14 protein-coding genes and 2 tRNA genes are annotated in these 17428 nt (G+C 71.0%); 4 read left to right on the forward strand and 12 right to left on the reverse strand.

The genetic code is table 11. The features are described from left to right. Nucleotides 1–16: 16 nt before the first annotated feature. The 7 genes from ACFXOM_RS19235 to leuS form a co-directional block, all read right to left on the reverse strand. Nucleotides 17–262 carry a hypothetical protein gene (locus tag ACFXOM_RS19235; RefSeq protein WP_384932515.1) on the reverse strand — a complete coding sequence of 82 codons (246 nt, stop codon included), beginning with the start codon at nt 260–262 and terminating at the stop codon, nt 17–19. A 19-nt stretch (nt 263–281) separates the two neighbouring features. Further along, complete coding sequence (locus tag ACFXOM_RS19240; protein ID WP_384932518.1) at nt 282–1091, reverse strand: arylamine N-acetyltransferase; 810 nt, start codon at nt 1089–1091, stop codon at nt 282–284. A gap of 600 nt (nt 1092–1691) precedes the next feature. Then, nucleotides 1692–4172 carry a ComEC/Rec2 family competence protein gene (locus tag ACFXOM_RS19245; RefSeq protein WP_385038566.1) on the reverse strand — a complete coding sequence of 827 codons (2481 nt, stop codon included), beginning with the start codon at nt 4170–4172 and terminating at the stop codon, nt 1692–1694. Nucleotides 4173–4246: 74 nt separating this feature from the next. Continuing rightward, nucleotides 4247–4858: a helix-hairpin-helix domain-containing protein gene (locus ACFXOM_RS19250; RefSeq protein WP_384932524.1), complete on the reverse strand. Its 612-nt coding sequence runs from the start codon at nt 4856–4858 to the stop codon at nt 4247–4249. Nucleotides 4859–5701: 843 nt separating this feature from the next. After that, the gene (locus tag ACFXOM_RS19255) at nt 5702–6547 is read right to left on the reverse strand and encodes a DegV family protein (protein ID WP_385038569.1); all 846 of its coding nucleotides are present in this window, start codon (nt 6545–6547) and stop codon (nt 5702–5704) included. 218 nt (nt 6548–6765) lie between these two features. Then, nucleotides 6766–7548 carry a hypothetical protein gene (locus ACFXOM_RS19260; protein ID WP_384932528.1) on the reverse strand — a complete coding sequence of 261 codons (783 nt, stop codon included), beginning with the start codon at nt 7546–7548 and terminating at the stop codon, nt 6766–6768. A gap of 149 nt (nt 7549–7697) precedes the next feature. After that, entirely contained in the window at nt 7698–10562 is a 2865-nt protein-coding gene (leuS, locus tag ACFXOM_RS19265; RefSeq protein WP_385038572.1) for a leucine--tRNA ligase, read from the reverse strand. 460 nt (nt 10563–11022) lie between these two features. Between leuS and ACFXOM_RS19270 the strand changes: the two genes are divergently transcribed. Continuing rightward, nucleotides 11023–12585: a hypothetical protein gene (locus tag ACFXOM_RS19270; protein ID WP_384945313.1), complete on the forward strand. Its 1563-nt coding sequence runs from the start codon at nt 11023–11025 to the stop codon at nt 12583–12585. Further along, nucleotides 12582–14180, forward strand: a complete 1599-nt coding sequence (locus ACFXOM_RS19275; RefSeq protein ID WP_384932536.1) for an NADH-ubiquinone oxidoreductase-F iron-sulfur binding region domain-containing protein — start codon at nt 12582–12584, stop codon at nt 14178–14180. The genes ACFXOM_RS19270 and ACFXOM_RS19275 overlap by 4 nt, the downstream gene beginning before the upstream one ends. A 64-nt stretch (nt 14181–14244) precedes the next feature. Here ACFXOM_RS19275 and ACFXOM_RS19280 read toward each other — a convergent pair. Together ACFXOM_RS19280 and ACFXOM_RS19285 are read right to left on the reverse strand one after the other, a co-directional pair. Continuing rightward, a tRNA-Ala gene (locus ACFXOM_RS19280) sits at nt 14245–14317 on the reverse strand. A 348-nt stretch (nt 14318–14665) separates the two neighbouring features. Further along, on the reverse strand, nt 14666–14899 hold the full coding sequence (locus ACFXOM_RS19285) for a hypothetical protein (RefSeq protein ID WP_384932539.1): 234 nt from the start codon (nt 14897–14899) through the stop codon (nt 14666–14668). Between the two features lie 355 nt (nt 14900–15254). Between ACFXOM_RS19285 and ACFXOM_RS19290 the strand changes: the two genes are divergently transcribed. Together ACFXOM_RS19290 and ACFXOM_RS19295 are read left to right on the forward strand one after the other, a co-directional pair. Then, nucleotides 15255–15617, forward strand: coding sequence for a hypothetical protein (locus ACFXOM_RS19290; RefSeq protein ID WP_385038575.1), 363 nt, complete (start codon nt 15255–15257; stop codon nt 15615–15617). Between the two features lies 1 nt (nt 15618). Beyond that, complete coding sequence (locus tag ACFXOM_RS19295; protein ID WP_385038578.1) at nt 15619–16005, forward strand: hypothetical protein; 387 nt, start codon at nt 15619–15621, stop codon at nt 16003–16005. 62 nt (nt 16006–16067) lie between these two features. Here ACFXOM_RS19295 and ACFXOM_RS19300 read toward each other — a convergent pair. The 3 genes from ACFXOM_RS19300 to rsfS form a co-directional block, all read right to left on the reverse strand. Further along, nucleotides 16068–16140: transfer RNA gene (locus tag ACFXOM_RS19300), tRNA-Ala, on the reverse strand. Nucleotides 16141–16236: 96 nt separating this feature from the next. Next, nucleotides 16237–16896 carry a histidine phosphatase family protein gene (locus ACFXOM_RS19305; protein WP_384932635.1) on the reverse strand — a complete coding sequence of 220 codons (660 nt, stop codon included), beginning with the start codon at nt 16894–16896 and terminating at the stop codon, nt 16237–16239. Next, nucleotides 16893–17333, reverse strand: coding sequence for a ribosome silencing factor (gene rsfS / locus ACFXOM_RS19310; RefSeq protein ID WP_384932548.1), 441 nt, complete (start codon nt 17331–17333; stop codon nt 16893–16895). The genes ACFXOM_RS19305 and rsfS overlap by 4 nt, the downstream gene beginning before the upstream one ends. Nucleotides 17334–17428 lie beyond the last annotated feature (95 nt).

Here is a 17428-nt window from a genome sequence, read left to right on the forward strand (position 1 = left end):
CCGCCCGACGGACGGGCTACGGCGCCTCCCGCCAGCCGTCCCAGTCGGCGACGAACTCGTCCAACTCGGCTGCGTCCAGCCGGCCCTCCGGGTCCTCGACGACCACCAGCCACTGGGCGTCCTCAGCGTCGTCCTCACCGTGGAGGGCGTCCCTCACCAGTTGGGGCTCGTCGTCCACACCGAAGTGATCACCGATGGCCTCGATGACCTCCTCGGCGGCGTCGCGGTCGGGAAGCACCAACACATGTCTCATGTCGCTCACCGCCACATTGTGCCGCGCCTCAAGGCTTCGGCTGACGGGCCTCCGGCACCTGCTCCAGCTCCAGGCCGAAGTGCTCCCGGTACGCGGCCAGCACGTCCGCGTCGGCGCCGAGCTCCTCTTCCTTCCGCTCGCCCTCCACGGTGCGGACGAGCCTGCGCCCGCTCAGCGTGATCCGGCCGTCGTCGGTGAGTCGGGAGCAGATCAGCGACCGGGTGAAACCCGAGGCGGGCGACGTCCGGTGGTACCAGGCGCCGGCCTCGAAGTCCGCGAGCGCACGGGGACGCTGGTCGACACGGAACTGCGGCGCGCCGTCCCTCGTCACGTCCAGGTCCCCCTCGGGTGTCTCCTCGATCCGGAAGACGCCCGCCGGATCCCTCTGGTCGCCGCGGTCGCACAGGGCCAGGGGGTAGTGGCTGTGGTTGCCGAACCCGACGTCGGCGAGCCAAGGGCCGGTATCGTCGGCCGTCTCCACGCGCAACGTGAGGTGGTCGTAGGGGATGCCGAGCCGTCCGTCCTTCCCGAAGACCCGTGCCTGGAGCAGGGTGACACCGAAGCCCAACCCCCTGAGCAACGCGGCGAACGCTCCGTTGAGTTCGTAGCAGAAGCCCCCGCGACGAGCCCCGACGACCTTGCCGAGAATCGGCTCGTCGTCCAGGACGATGTCCTCGCCGAGGTGGATCGAGAGGTTCTCGAACGGCACGGAGAGCAAGTGCCGCAACTGAAGCCGGCGCAGGGCGGCGGCATCCGGCCGGTCGGGGCGGTCGGCCCCGATGCGGCGCAGGTACGCATCGACGGTCTGCTGCGACGGTGCCCGGGGTGCGGTGGTCATGGGAGCAGTCTGTCCCGAGCCGGACGACCGCACCACGCGCCCTTCGTCATAGGCCACCCGTCGGATGCGGATACGCCCATAGTCCGACGTTCGGCTCCCCCTGTACCGCGTGGCGTTCGGCATGGAGACTTCCCGGAACGGCGTCGGAGCCGGGCGCAACGCGGACACGACGGCCTCACCCGTTGGCGACGGACGGGGAGGCCGGGGTGACCACGTCGGCGGACGAGGCTCCCCGGCTCGTACCCCCGAGGTTCCCGTGGGGCGACGGAAACACCCACCTCGTGGCAGCGTGCCTACACCCGGTCCCTCCCAACGCACCCCCAGGCGAGGTCGCAGCCACTCCGTCGGCCCGGTCACCGACGTCGTGCACGCGGGGCCGAGGCCACGGAGACACCGGATCTCGCTACGGACGCGGGCGATGCCTTTGCAGCGAACACTTCCCGGCCCCCGCTCCGATGTATCCCGGATGTCCCGCTGCTCCCTCCTCCCAGGTATGGCCCGCTTCCCGCGGTCAAGACGTCGTGCACGGGAGGACGAGCAGCAGCCCGGCAGGTTCCTGCTGCACCGCGGCAGGGGACGGGAGAGAACGACGGCCAACGCTCATGGGTCTTCTGCCCTGTGAGCCTCCCGTGCCACAGCTCGCAGTTGTGCACCCTCCCCGGTCACCGCGATCGCCCCGTCCCGGTCAGTACGCAGAACGAGAGCTCCCCCGGCCCGCAGAGCAGCGACGGTACGGGGTGCCGGATGCCCGTACGGGTTGTCGGCCCCGCAGGAGATCAAAGCGAGCCTCGGCCCTGCCAGAGCCAGCAAACCGGGGTGCTGGTACGCCGAGCCGTGGTGGGCGACCTTGAGCACGTCCACCCGCGGCAGCTGGGGATGCGCCCGTAGCAGCTGCTGCTGCGCCGGAGGTTCGAGATCGCCCAGGAGCAGCAGCGTCAGCCCGCCCTCGGTGCGCACGAACAACGTGACGCTGGCGTCGTTCGGCCCCTCGGGGACGGCGCCCGGGTCCGGTATCGCGCGTGGGTCCGGCCACAGCACCTGCCAGCTGAGCGGCCCCACGCGGCGCCGCTCCCCCGGCCCGGCGCGCACCACCTGCACTCCGGCAGCCGCCGCAGCACGATGGACGAACTCCGCCTGCTCCCGAGGCTCTTCGAAGGTCGTGGTCTGGATCGCTCCGACGCTCCTACCTCGCAGCGCACCGGGCAGACCCGCGACATGGTCTGCGTGAAAGTGCGTCAGGAGCAGCAGCGGGATCCTGCTGACGCCCAGGTCTCGAAGACACCGGTCCGTGGGCTCCGGATCCGGCCCCGCGTCCACGACGACGGCCGTGCCGGAACCGACCGCGAGTACCGCGGCATCGCCCTGTCCCACATCGCACATCGCGAATGCCCAGCCCGGTGGCGGCCAGCCGGTGGCAATCCTCGTCAACGGTGGTGGCCGCAACACCGCGAGCAGGAGCAGCAGGGCACAGCCAGCGGCCGGCCAGGGTCGGCGCACCATTCTGCGCGCGACGAGGACAGCGAGCGCCGTGCCGGCAGCAAGCAGCAGGCCGCCCCACCAGCCGCCCGGCCAGGCGATCCGAGCCCCGGGCAGATGCGCACCGGTGCGGGCGACGCCGGCAATCCAGCCGACCGGCCACCCCGCACAGTGGGCCAGCGCCTCGGCGACCGGTATCGCCACCGGCGCCATCGCGAGCGCGGCGAAACCCAGCACGGTGGCGGGCGCGACAGCCACCTCGGCAAGCACGTTGCAGGGGATGGCGACCACACTGACCTGGGCGGCGAACACCGCCACCACGGGCCCGCACACCGCCTGCGCCGCACCCGCGGCGGCAAGGGCCTCCGCGAGCCGTCCCGGCACACCGCGCCGCTGCAGTCCGGCGCTCCAGCGCGGAGCGATGGTGAGCAGAGCCCCGGTGGCCAGCACGGACAGCAGGAAGCCGTAGGTCAGGGCCAGCCACGGGTCGTAGAGCACGAGGAGCAGCACAGCAGCAGCCAGCGCGGGGATCAGGGATCTGCGCCGGCCCGTCCCGACGGCGAGCAGGGTGATCGCACCGCATGCAGCCGCACGCAGCACGCTCGGATCCGGTCGACACACCACGACGAAGGCGATCGTCAACGCTCCGCCGACCAGTGCCGTGGCTCGCAGCGACAGCCCGAGCCGTGGCGCCAGACCACCGCGCTCGGCCCGGAGTGCGCTGCCGGGCGGTCCGATGAGCAGGAACAGGACGTAGCCGAGGTTGCTTCCGGACACCGCCAGGAGGTGCGTGAGGTCCGTTGCCCTGAAGGCCTCGTACAACTCGGACCCGATGCGGGAGGTGTCTCCGACGACCAGCCCGGGAAGAAGGGCACGAGCGTCCGGTTCGAGCCCTTCAGCCGCCGTGCGCAGACCCGCCCGCAGCGTCCCTGCCGTCTTCTGCACGGCGGTCGGCGGCCCCGTGATCCGGGGCGGTCCGCCACCCTGCACCCTCAGTACCGCGGCGAACCTGTCGCCGTCGAAGGGCAGCGTGGCTCGGGCGGACACCCGCAGCCGCGTCGACGGCAGCAGCCGCAGCCACTCGGCTGCTGCCGCACCCGGTCTGGCGATCACCAGGACCGGTGCTCCCGTGGCGACGGCAGATCCGTCTCGTGTCGTCACGCGGGTCACTTCGGCCTCCAACATGATCGTCTCCTTCGTCATCCGGTCACCGCGCACATGAGGTCGGGTCTTGCGGGGATCTGAGGTGATGGTCAGCTCCGTGCTGACGCGGTCGTTCTGACGTGCGGCCGCCGGTACCGGCCCACGGTGCAGGTCCGCTCCTCGCAGCCCGCCCACTCCGGCGCCCGCCGCGGTGCAGAGGAGCACGGCCGCGACCGCGACCCCGTTGCGCGTGCCCGGACCTGGCGCCCGGCGCGCGGTCGGCATCAGGAGGGCCGCCAGGAGCAGGAAGCCTGCCAGGGCGCAGCTCAGGGCTGCTCCGGCGGGCCAGGGAGGCGGCGCGGTGAGCCCGAAGGCGGCCGCGCCCCACGCCGCGAGGGCGGGCGGGACCAGCCGGAGGTCGGTGGGACCCTCCCGGGGCGCGTCGCGGCGCGGCTCCGGCACGGGAGTGCCCCCTTCATGGCGAAACCGGACTGTGGTGAGAACCTCGCCCGCCCCGGGGTGCGCCATCGGGCGCGTCATGGGCTCACCAGCGGCTTCAGCTCGGCGAACCGGCGGTCTCCGATACCCGTGACATCGCGCAGCTCGTCCACCGAGCGGAATCCGCCGTGCTCGGTGCGGTAGTCGACGATGTGCCGGGCGAGCACGGGACCCACGCCCGGCAACGTGTCCAGTTGTTCTGCGGTTGCGGAGTTCAGACTCACCGATGCCGTGGGCGACGTGCCGTCGCCGGCCCGGGGGCCGGCCCCCGGTGGCGCGGTGACTCCGACCACCACCTGCTCGCCGTCCATGAGGACACGCGCCCGGTTGAGTCCCGTCACGTCGGTGCCGGCCATGACGCCACCCGCCGCGCGCAGTGCGTCGGCCACCCGCGAGCCCGGGGGCAGTCTCAATACCCCCGGTCGCCGCACCTTGCCGCTGACGTCGACGACGATGCGTCCGGCGGAGTCCTTGCCCGGCGGCGGTCCAGGCGATGGGCGGGGCTCGGCAGCCACCACGGCGGCGTGGCTCCCGTCGACGAGGGCGGGTGGCTGCACGGGCTCCGGTCTCGCTGCCCGGAAATGCTGCGCGGCCAGCCCCACGGCGACCACGAGGACGACGCCGAGCGCCGCCAGCGTCCTCGGCTCCATACCGCATCTGGCGCGGGCCCAGGACGGCCAACGCTCCCATAACACCAGCCGTGCGCGCTCCCGCAGTGACGGCTTGGAACAAGAAGCCGGAGAGGCAGCGGACGGAGCAGAAGCAGCCGTCGAGGCGGACGCGGCGGATCGGGCCGGCTCGCTCCGGCTTCCCGCGGTCACGGCGCGCTCGGGCGGTGTGCCCTCCGCAGCCCCGGATCGGGTACGCGGCGCCGCCGGCCTCAGCGGGATCCGGCGTCCTCCAAGGCTCCCTCCGAGCCCGGGCGGCAGCTCTCCCGGGCCGGGCGGCCTCTTCCCGCGCCAGGGCGGCCCGGCACCTGTCCTGGTCCCCGGCGCCGGCGGGACCTGTTCGTCCGGCTCCGCAGCGCCCCCTTCACCCACGGCGCCGCGGCCACCCACAACGCCCCGGTCTGCAGCGACCGGCCCCGTGGCACGGAACAAGGCGTCCCCGCGCTGACGCACACCCGTGGGCTGCTGCTCAGGCGACGGCGGTACGACCGCTGACGGGGCAGGTGCGGCGGGAACCGGACGGCGGGCCGCGGAGAGCCTCGGACGGCGATGGCGTGCCCGACCGTCCGAAGCGGGGGCGCGGCCGGGGCCGCTGGTTGCAGAACGTGATCGCTGATTCATGCCACCTGACGGTAGGCACTCCTGCCGAATCTCACCGAACCGCCTTCAATCCGGTGGACAACCGCTCCGTTGTGGATAACCGCGTCACGCTCCGGAGTGATTCTCCGGTGCCGTGAGGCGTCGGGTTTCCCCGCCGCAGCGTCAGCTACCGCTCGCCCCGCCCGGGTCTCTGTCGGCGCCCCCGATCACCAGAGTCGCCCCGGGTCAGCGCGGCGAGACCACAACGCCCAGCAGACCGGGTCCCGTATGCGCGCCGATCACGGCACCCACCTCGCTCACATGCAGGTCGGCCACCCCGGGCACCCGCTCCCGCAGCCGAGCCGCCAGCGCCGACGCCCGGTCCGGGGCTGAAAGATGGTGCACTGCGATGTCCACCCGTCCCGCGCCCGCGCGTTCCGTGACGATCTCCTCGAGGCGGGCGATCGCCTTCGACGCCGTCCGTACCTTTTCCAGCAGCTCGATCCGGCCGCCCTCCAGCTGGAGCAGCGGCTTCACCGCGAACGCCGAGCCGAGCAGCGCCTGGGCCGCTCCGATGCGACCGCCGCGCCGAAGGTAGTCCAGGGTGTCGACGTAGAAGAACGCGGACGTGCCCGCCGCCCTCTTCTCGGCGGCTGCGACCGCCTCGTCCAGCGTGCTCCCCGCATCGGCGGCTTCCGCCGCTGCGAGCGCACAGAACCCGAGCGCCATCGCGACCATGCCGGTGTCCACGACACGGACCGGAACCGGGGCGGCCCGTGCCGCCAGCGCAGCGGCGTCGTAGGTCCCGGAGAACTCGGACGACAGGTGCAGGGAGACGATGCCGGACGCCCCCGCCTCAGCCGTCGCACGGTACGCCTCGGCGAACGTCTCGGGGCTCGGTCGGGACGTGGTCACCGAACGCCGCTTCTGCAGGGCGAGAGCGAGGGAACGGGCCGAGATCTCGGTGCCCTCCTCGAAAGCGCGGTCGCCCAGCACGACGGTCAGCGGCACGGCCGTGATGCCGTGCCGCTCCATCGTCTGCGGCGGCAGGTAGGCCGTTGAATCAGTGACGATCGCGACATGGCGGGACATGAGCGGGAGGTTACCCGCAGGGGCCGGATCGTGGCAGCCCGACCCCACCCCGCTGATCGGTTCCGGTCAGCAGAACCCCTCCATCCGGAGGGGGTTCGCATGCCGGGCGACGGGCTTGGCCTCGTCGGACCACCGCGCCCACGCCCGGTACGCGTCCGGCCCGGTCGTCCGGCTCGGCCACGGGCTCCGTAGGTCCACCCCGAGGGGCGGGACAGGTCCTAGTTCGTGGGCTCCGGACGAGCCGTCTTCTCCCACGCGTACGTCTTCGGCCTGCGGGGATCCCGCCCGGTGATCGCTCGCGGCCCCGACGGCCCTCCTTCCGGCCCTGCGGTGCGCGGGGTCTCTCCGGAACGCTCCGACGCGGGCGCCCCGGCTTCCCGGGCAGTCGACGGCGGCCCGGATGCCGACGCCGGCTCCGACGAAGGCGGGATCGTGTCTGCCCCCCATTCCGCTTCCGTCCGCGTCCAGTGCCTCAGCGCCCCCGCCTCCACGTCGATCTGCGCGGACAGCGCTTCCAGATCGTCGTCCGCGAAGGCCCGCGCGCGGTCCCTGGCCGCCCAGCGGAGCGAGTCCGCCGAGTGGGTGATCCGCTCGACGCGCTCCCGCAGCTGCGGCAAACGTTCCACCACGCGGTTCCGGTCGGGATCGCGTTCGAGCCGCCTCAGTTCGTCGTCGAGTTCCCGCCCGTGCACACTGAGCCGCTCGAACAGGCCGATCGACTCCGACAGCGATGCGTCCTCGACGGCCCCCGTGCGCAGGGCGTCCTGGGTGGCCCGCATCGACGTACGCAGATCGAGCCTCAGCTGCGCCAGCTCGGCGGCCGCGCCCCCCTGCCCGAGGGTCTTCGCCCGCAGCGTCGTGTCCTCCACCGTCCGCCGGGCCTGCGTGAGCGTGCGATCGACACCGCGCTTGGCCGCACCGACCACCTTGACGCTCACGTACACCCCGAGCGCCACGAAGGCGAGGAAGAGGAGCGCCAGGATGAGGATGACGGATTCCATGGGGCGCCCTCCGGTCGTACGGCTGTGTCCTCCCACCGTAAACGGAGAGGGCAGGCGAGGGGTTCCATCGGAACCCCCAACCTGCCCCTAGGGGAAACGCCAGGGGCGATCCGGCCGCCTGGACGGCGGCCGGATCGCCCCGTCGGCTGCTAGGCCGGAACGATGTTGACCAACTTCGGAGCCCGCACGATCACCTTTCGGATGCCCGCGCCGCCCAGGGCCGCGACGACCGTCTCATCGGCCAGCACCAGCGCCTCCAACTCCTCCTCCGAGATCGAGGGAGAGACCTCCAGGCGCGCCTTGACCTTGCCCTTGATCTGCACGACGCACGTGACGGTCTCGTCCACGACGTACGCCGGGTCGGCGAGCGGGAAGTCCTGGTGGACGACGGAGTCGGTGTGGCCCAGCTTGCGCCACAGCTCCTCGGCGACGTGCGGTGCCAGCGGCGCGACCAGCAGCACCAGCCGCTCGGCCACCGACCGGGCGAGCGGGCCGCCCGCCTTGGTCAGGTGGTTGTTCAGCTCGGTCACCTTGGCGATGGCGGTGTTGAAGCGCATCGCCTCCATGTCCTGGCCGACACCGTCGATGGCCTTGTGCAGGGCGCGCAGGGTCGCCTCGTCCGGCTCCTCGTCGACGACGGTGACCTGTCCGGTCGCCTCGTCGACGACGTTCCGCCACAACCGCTGCAGCAGCCGGTACTGGCCGACGACCGCGCGGGTGTCCCACGGACGGGAGACGTCCAGGGGTCCCATGGCCATCTCGTACAGGCGCAGGGTGTCGGCACCGTAATCGGCCGCGATCTCGTCCGGAGTCACGGCGTTCTTCAGCGACTTGCCCATCTTGCCCAGCTCGCGCTTGACGGACTCGCCTTCAAAGAAGAACTTCCCGTCCCGCTCCTCGACCTCGGCGGCCGGCACCGGGAAGCCCCGGGCGTCGCGGTAGACGTACGCCTGGATCATGCCCTGGTTGTAGAGCTTGTGGAACGGCTCGACGGACGAGACGTGGCCCAGGTCGAACAGCACCTTGGACCAGAAGCGGGCGTACAGCAGGTGCAGGACGGCGTGCTCTGCGCCGCCGACGTACAGGTCGACGCCACCGTGCGGCTGTCCCTCGCGCGGCCCCATCCAGTACTGCTCGATCTCCGGGTCGACCAGCTGCTCCCGGTTGTGCGGGTCCAGGTAGCGCAGCTCGTACCAGCACGAGCCCGCCCAGTTCGGCATCGTGTTGGTCTCGCGGCGGTAGCGCTTGACGCCGTCGCCCAGGTCCAGCTCGACGTTGACCCACTCCTCGTTGCGCGACAAGGGGGTCTCGGGCTGGGTGTCGGCGTCGTCCGGCGCGAACGTCCGCGGCGAGTAGTCGTCGACCTCCGGCAGCTCAAGGGGCAGCATCGACTCGGGCAGCGCGTGGGCGACGCCGTCCTCGTCGTAGACGATCGGGAAGGGCTCGCCCCAGTAGCGCTGACGGCTGAACAGCCAGTCCCGCAGCCGGAAGTTGACGGTCCCCTCGCCGATGCCCTTGGCGACCAGCCACTCGGTGATCTTCGCCTTCGCCTCGGCCACTCCCAGGCCGTTCAGGGAGATCTCGTCGTTCGCCGAGTTGATCGCGGGCCCCTGGCCGGTGAACGCCTCCCCTTCCCAGTCCTGTGGGGGCTGGACGGTGCGGACGATGGGCAGCCCGAACGCCTCGGCGAACTCCCAGTCGCGCTCGTCCTGGCCGGGCACGGCCATGATGGCACCGGTGCCGTAGCCCATCAGCACGTAGTCGGCGACGAAGACCGGGATCCGCGCTCCGGTGACCGGGTTCAGGGCGTAGGCGCCGCTGAAGACACCGGTCTTGTCCTTGTGTTCGGTCTGGCGCTCGACGTCGCTCTTCGTCTGGGCCTGCTTGCGGTACGCCGCGACGGCCTCGGCCGGGGTGGCCGCACCGCCGGTCCAGGCGTCCTTGCCCCGGGCGTCCTCGGGCCACTCGTCCGGCAGGATCGAGTCGATCAGACCGTGCTCAGGCGCCAGGACCATGTAGGTCGCGCCGAACAGGGTGTCGGGACGGGTCGTGAAGACGGTGACCCGCGCGCCGTCGTGGCCGTCGACGGCGAAGTCGACGCGCGCACCTTCGCTGCGGCCGATCCAGTTGCGCTGCTGCAGCTTGATGGCCTCGGGCCAGTCCAGCGCGTCCAGGTCCTGGAGCAGACGGTCCGCGTAGGCCGTGATGCGCATGTTCCACTGGCGCAGCTTGGCCTTGAAGACCGGGAAGTTGCCGCGCTCGGATCGGCCGTCCGCGGTCACTTCCTCGTTGGCGAGCACCGTGCCCAGCCCGGGGCACCAGTTGACGGGGGCGTCGGAGGCGTAGGCCAGGCGGTACTCACCGAGTACCGACGCGCGTTCGGCGGAGCTCAGCTCGTTCCAGGGCCGCTCTTCGCCAGGGACGGCCCGCTCGCCGCTCTCGAACTGCGCCACGAGGTCCGCGATCGGCCGGGCCTTCTTCGCCTCATCGTCGTACCAGGAGTTGAAGATCTGCAGGAAGATCCACTGGGTCCACTTGTAGTACGTCGGGTCGATCGTGGCGAACGACCGGCGCTTGTCGTGACCCAGGCCCAACCGGCGCAGCTGGGCCTTCATGTTCTCGATGTTGGCGTCGGTGGAGACGCGCGGATGCGTGCCGGTCTGGACGGCGTACTGCTCCGCGGGCAGGCCGAAGGCGTCGAATCCCAGGGTGTGCAGCACGTTGTGGCCGGTCATCCGCTGGTACCGGGCGTAGACGTCAGTCGCGATGTAGCCCAGCGGGTGACCGACGTGCAACCCCGCCCCGGAGGGGTACGGGAACATGTCCATGATGAACTTCTTGGGCCGGGCGACGACCGGCGCGGCACCGGCCAGGTCGCCCTTCGGGTTGGGCGCCTCATAGGTGCCTTCGGCATCCCAGAAGTCTTGCCAACGCGCCTCGATATCCGCTGCCATGGCCGCCGTATAGCGGTGCGGTGCAGCCGCCTCCACGGCAGCAGAATTCGTCTCGCTCATGATCCTCAAAGCTCCATCGATCGTCTCTGCCGGCGATTACCGAAACGAAAAATCCCCTCGCACAGGAGGGGAAGCCGCGCCGATTCCGACCGTTTGATTCACAGGTCGGGACTGATCAGCGCGGCTCGCTAAGCAGAAGGCGTACGGCACGCATGGCGTCAGGGTACCCCAGGGGCCCATCCCGCTGCATCGAGCATCCGGGCGGTGACCGAGAGCGCCACACCAGACGCGCTGTAACCGCAGGTACCGGATGTGTGACCAGGCCACCGTCACCCGCCATCCGGGCAGCGAGTGGTTCCGGTCACCGAAGTTACTCGGCGTATCGCCCTTATCCAGGGCAACCCCAGAGTCAGTAACCGGCCCATGGCCTCGATAAACCTGCAAACGTCGTACTAGCTGGTATGCGGACACCTAGAGTTCGTTCACGGGACCGCTTTCCCGCACCACTCGGAGTTGCCCCATGAACCCTCGTCGCAAGATCCGTTCGTCGCCCGACCAACCGGGCCTGAGCCGTGAGGCACAGGGCGGATTGATCGTCGCCGCGCTCGTGCTCATCCCCCTGCTCGCCATCGGCGGCGGTGACACACTGCGCACCTTCCTCGACTTCGGCTCCGGCGTCCTCTCGCTGGTTTCCCTCTCGGCATCCGTCGCCTGGGGCCTCCTCGCCACCGACCGGATCTTCCTCTCCGTGCGGCAACGCCTGATCGCCCAGGCGATCCACCGGACCACGGCCACCGCCTCGATCGGCTTCCTCCTGCTGCACGTGTCGGTCAAGGTGTCGCTGGGGCACGTCGAACTGCTGGGGGCCCTTGTCCCGTTCGGCCTCGGGCTCACCGGCACCTCCGTCCTCATCGGCTTCGGCTCGCTCGCGGGCTTCCTGATGGTGATCGCAGGCGCGACGGGCGCGGCACGGAGCGCCCTCGCCGGCAACAACAGCCTCGCCAACAGCTGGCGGGCCCTGCACATGCTGGCCTATCCGGCGTGGTGCGCCGCGCTGATCCACGGCCTGTTCGCCGGACGTCCCGCAGCCGCGTGGGTGACGACCCTGTACAGCCTCTCCCTGGCCGGAGCCGCAGTCGCCGTCTCCCTGCGGCTGCTCCCGCCCCACGTGAAGCGCCAGGTCGTCGAACGGCTCCTGTCACTGACCGGCCGGAACGTCGAGACCCCCACGGAAGAGTCGAAGCAGTCCCGGCGCAATCTCTCCACGGCACCTCTGCCCGGCACCTCGGGCATGTCCGCCCCGCCGGAGTACGAGCGTGATTTCCCGCGCAGCCCTGCCGACCGCGACGAGCCGTTGGGACGCCCCCTCGGACAGCCCCTCGGCCCCCCGCTCGGGTCCACCCTGGGAGTGTCCAGGAGCGAGCCGCCGAGGCTGGCGGCACCCTCCCCGCAGCTGTACGAAGCGTCGCAGGTCTACCCGTCCGCCCAGGAGGCGTCCGCCTCCGAGCCGGCGACCGCCGAAGGCGCATTCCCCGGCTCGGGATCGTTCTCCGAAGGGCCCCTGCCCGGTGACGGACCCGGAACGGGCATCTCCGCCGCATACCGCGCCGTCTCCATGGCCGGTGACGCCTCCACACGCCCGACCGGCTCCCCGACGTCCTCGGGGGTGCCTTCGGACGGCATCCCCCTCGCCGAGCGCGTCCCCTTGACCGAAGAACTGCCGATCATCGCCGAGGACCCCGCCCCGCGCTCCGGGCTCTGGCCGACACCGTCTCCGCCGCCGCCCGCGCAGGCCATTCCGTCCCAACCCGTTTCCTCTCCGTACGAGACGGGCCCCACTTCCTCATACGCCTCCTACGGCACCCCGTACGACCAGGGCTCTGCGTACGGCACCTCGGGCGGCTACGACGCCCAGACGCCCACGACCGCCTACCCCGGCCCGCTGGACGAGACCCAGGCCCACCCCGGCCCGCTGGACGAGACCCAGGCCTTCCCCGGCCCGCTGGACGACACACAGTCCGGCACCCTCTATCCGCCCCGGGCCGGGGAACCCTGGCACGCACCTGCAGGAGAACGACCGTGAACGCCCCTCTCCCCGATGTCCCCGAAGTCCGCGTCGTCGGCCTCCCCCAGCTGACCCAGGGCTTCGACCTGGTCGAGCGACTCGACCTCGCCATGCACCTCAAAGTGCATGGGCCTCTCGAGCCGATGAGCGGGGAACGACTAGCCCAGCTGGCCGAGAACATATCCCTGCGCGGCCGCGGCGGCGCGGGCTTCCCGTTCGCCAAGAAGCTGCGAGCGGTGGCCAAGTCCGCGATCCGACGGGGAGTGCGGCCCGTCGTGGTGGTCAACGCCAGCGAGGACGAGCCGGCATGCCGCAAGGACACCGTGATGGTCAACCGTGCCCCGCACCTCATCCTGGACGGGGCGCTGCTCGCCGCCGAAGCCCTGGGCGCCCGCACGCTGGTGGTCGCGGTGACCCGCAACTCCACCGAGGTCTCGATACGCGCCGCCCTCGCCGAGCGGGGGCTGTCCGACCGGCGGGGCCAGCAGCTGCGCGCCCGGGTGCAGCGCAACCCCGAGCGCATGGTCTCCGGCGAGGCCTCGGCGATCATCCGGGCGATCAACGGCGGCCCCGCGCTGCCTCCCGGCCGCCGAGAGCGGGCCGCCGAGTCCGGTGTCGGCGGTGCGCCGACACTGCTGTCGAACGCCGAGACGTTCGCGCAGCTCGCCGTGGCAGCCAGGGTGGGCGCCCGCCGGTACGCCAACACCGGCCTGGAGAACGAGCCGGGCACGGTGATGCTGACGGTCTCCGGGGCCGTGGCGCGACCCATGGTGCTCGAAGTGCCGACCGGCGTCCCGATGCGCTACGTGCTCCAGCTCGCGGGCGCTCCGCCGGTCCCCCAGGGTGTGCTGACCGGTGGTTACCACGGCGACTGGATCGATGCCGCCGCCACCCACGACGCCGTGATCTCGCGCGAGTCACTGGCCAACGTGGGCGGCGCGCTGGGGGCTGGCGCGATCCTGCCGATCGGACCCGAGACCTGCCCGCTGGGCGAGGCGCAGCGCGTGGCCAACTGGCTCGCGGCCGAGACGGCTGGCCAGTGCGGTCCCTGCAAGCTCGGCCTGCCCGCCGCGGCCGGCGGCCTGTCCGATGTGATCAACGGTGGCGGTCCGGCCGCGCTGGAGGCGCTGCGCGAGGTCATCCAGGCGGTCAAGGGCCGTGGTGCGTGCAAGCACCCGGACGGATCCGCACGCTTCTTCGTGTCGACCCTGTCGGCCTTCACGGACGACCTGGCCGCGCACGTCCTGCACGGCGGTTGCGGGCGCGAGACGACCGGCGTGCTCCCGCTGCCCATGCCCGGCTACGAGGAGGCGCAGGAGTCGATCCCGAGCGGAGAGAAGCTCGCCATCGACTGGACGCTCTGCCGCGGCCACGGCATCTGCGCGGACATCGTGCCGGAGCTGATCCGCATGGGCGCCGACGGCTACCCGTCAGTGGCGGAAGCCGCGGTGCCGACCCATCTGCGCGGGCGTGCACAGCGGGTGGTGCGACGCTGCCCGGCACTCGCGATCCGTCTCGAGCAGACGTCGTCGGCGCCGTCCCCCGAGAAGAAGAAGGGTCCGGCGGCTCTGCCGTCGACCAGCCGCAAGGCCCTGGGCAGCGGCCGGAGTTAGCGGAGACAAGGAAGAGGGCCACCCGATCGGGTGGCCCTCTTCCTCATGCTCTGACGAGCTGCTGTGGAGCTAAGGAGAATTGAACTCCTGACCTCTTGCATGCCATGCAAGCGCTCTACCAACTGAGCTATAGCCCCTTGTCGTCTTCCGTCCTTCGTGGGTTTCCCCCCGCGGCGACACGGAGAACATTACACGGTCCCCCCGGTGGTTCAGCAAATCGTTTCCTGTTCTACCCGATGAGGGCGGTAACGCCCCTTTCGTGACCGTGATCGCAAGGGCGTCCTGCTCGGTCCGCAGAGCCGACCGGCGGACCTTTTACACCGTTTGCACCGGTCTCATGCACCGTCTTCCGGACGGCCCAGCGGGCGGCTCATGTCACGCTGCCCGACCTGATGGTCTACCGGCCAGAGGGGCAGACCGGCCGGCGATGGCCACTGCGTGCTGGTGAAGCTGAACGACCGGTCGGCGGCAGGCAACGGGGCGCGTCAGGCGGTCGCGAAGGAGTAGAAGCGCTTGAGCGTGCAGTGCTCGTCGAGCAGCCGCCCGTAGATCGGTTCCCCTTCGAGTTCCCGGTAGGTCTCGATGGGGTCGCCCTTTATGATCAGCGCCCGGGCGCACTCCTCGCACCAGTACTGGTAGTCGGAGTTCACCGGGTCCATGTCGCGGACGATCGGCGTGCCGCTGCCGCACCAGTCGCACTTCCTCCTGTGTGCACCCATCACTCAGCTCCAGCTGTGGCCGCAGGCCGTGCACACGTACGAAATACCTCCGTTGTCACCAAGCACTTGGGCGACATGGGAAGAGCCGCACGAAGGACAGCTAAGACGAGCACGTGCACCCGGAGCGGCAAGCAGGCCATCGTCGTCCTCGATGCTGCCTCCGGGCATCGGCTCTCCCTCCCGTCCGGGCGTCATCTCCCTCCCGCCATCCCGATTCTGCCATGGCCAGGCAACCTGGTCATGGCCGTCGGCCAACGAGGCCGGTGATCGCTCCCAAGATCGCGGCACCTGCGAGCGCGAAGGCGCACACCCGGAGCGCCCGGCCGGACGAATGGGCCCGGGGAACAGTGAGGCGGTGGAGGAGGAGTGTGCCGAACTCCGCCACGCCGAGGAGCTGTCCGCGCTGACTGACGGTCACCAACAGCCCGCTCGCGACCGCGCCTCCTCCTGCCCCACGGCCGCGAGGACACCCGAAAGCGTGGGGGTGAAGGTGAGGGACGAACCCGCGCCGACACTGATGAACGCGGCGCACGTGCCGGTGCCCGTGGCGGCACCGCCTTCCAGCAACCACCCCGTCGGCCCCGGTGGACACCCGCGGCGAGGAGGGCCCCGGCTGGCCTCCAACAGTCGTTACGACGTCGTCGCCACCAACCCGGCCCACCGGCAGTTGTTCTTCGGCTCCCGCCAGCCAGCCACCGAGGTCCGCCCGGAACGGTGAGTTGCCCAACGCGCCGTGGGCCCTCTTCACGACGCCCGGGCCGGGCTGCCCGCTCGTCTCCCGGGAGGGCGAACTGCCGGTGATGGTGGCGACCCGGTGCGATGCGTACGGGCGATACCCGGGCGAGCACCCGTGGGAGACCTTCGTACGACGGCTCTCGGCTACCTGCCCGGAGTATGCCGCACTGTGGGAGGGGGGACGTCGTGCCGCCAGGTCCCCGGACAAGGGTCTTCCGCCACGCAGCGGTGGGCGAGAGGCCCGAAGGGCATCCCTGTCGCCGGCCGTCAACGGGATGCCGGAGTGCCGGATCGTGCCCTACACGCCGAACGACGCGGAAAGCCGCCGTCGCGCGGAGTGGCTTTCGGAGCTCCGTGCCGCGACGGGGTGAGAGACACCCGGAACGGAAAATCCCGCCCCCTGGTGGGGACGGGATCCGGGTGATGAAGCTTGTGGAGCTAAGGAGAATTGAACTCCTGACCTCTTGCATGCCATGCAAGCGCTCTACCAACTGAGCTATAGCCCCTTGTGTTCTTCACGCTCCGCGCTGCGAACAAGAAGAACCTTAGCCTGTGACCAGCCGGAAAGGGAAATCCGGCCGGTCCCGGGCCCTCGGCGGGCCTCAGTCGTCGTCGCCGAGGACCGGCTCGGGCAGGGTGCCGGCGTTGTGCTCCAGCAGACGCCAGCCCCTGGCCCCCTCGCCGAGCACGGACCAGCAGCAGTTGGAGAGCCCGCCCAGACCCTCCCAGTGGCGCGCTTCCAGGCCGAGCAACCTACCGATGGTGGTGCGGATGGTGCCGCCGTGACTGACCACGACGAGCGTGCCGCCGTCAGGGAGCTTGTCCGCGTGGTTCAGCACGACCGGCGCCGCGCGATCGGCGACCTCGGTCTCCAACTCGCCGCCACCGCGGCGCACCGGTTCCCCGCGCTTCCAGGCGGCGTACTCCCCGCCGTACCGAGCGACGATCTCCTCGTGGGTCAGCCCCTGCCACACGCCCGCGTAGGTCTCACGGAGCGCGGCGTCGTAGGTGATCTCGTGCCCGGTGATCGAGGCGAGCTGGCCGGCGGTGGCCACTGCGCGCTTCAGGTCGGAGGCGATGATCGCGTCAGGCTTCAGCGAAGCGAGCAGCCGGGCGGACCGCCGTGCCTGACCGAGACCGGTGTCGGTCAGCTCGATGTCCGTGGAGCCCTGGAAACGGCGCTCCAGGTTCCATGCGGTCTGGCCGTGCCGCCACAGGACGATGCGACGGCCCCTGCCCTTCCCGGTGTCGCTGCTGTTCAGCTCAGCTCACCGTCCGTCCCGCTGCCGTCACCCATGAGGCGGGCGTGCTCCTCCGCCTTGCCGCGCGTCTTCAGGGCGTCCTCGGGCAGCGGCAGCTCGGGGCAGTCCTTCCAGAGTCGCTCCAGTGCGTAGAAGACGCGCTCCTCGCTGTGCTGGACGTGCACGACGATGTCGACGTAGTCGAGCAGGATCCAACGCGCGTCGCGATCACCCTCGCGCCGCACCGGCTTGGCGCCGAGCTCCTTCAGGAGCCGCTCCTCGATCTCGTCGACGATCGACTTGACCTGGCGGTCGTTGGGCGCGGAGGCGAGCAGGAAGGCGTCGGTGATCGACAGCACATCGCTGACGTCGTACGCGATGATGTCGTGCGCGAGGCGGTCGGCGGCCGCCTGGGCGGCGGCGGTGACGAGCTCGAGAGAGCGGTCCGTGGCGGTCACAAGCAGGCTTTCGTCGGTGGTCAGGTCCCCTCAAGGGTCTCACGGACCGCCGGCACCCCACGCAGTGATTATGCGCGGCCCCTGTCGCGCGACGG

It is taken from the genome of Streptomyces sp. NPDC059169, from assembly GCF_042755225.1.
Lineage (GTDB): Bacteria > Actinomycetota > Actinomycetes > Streptomycetales > Streptomycetaceae > Streptomyces.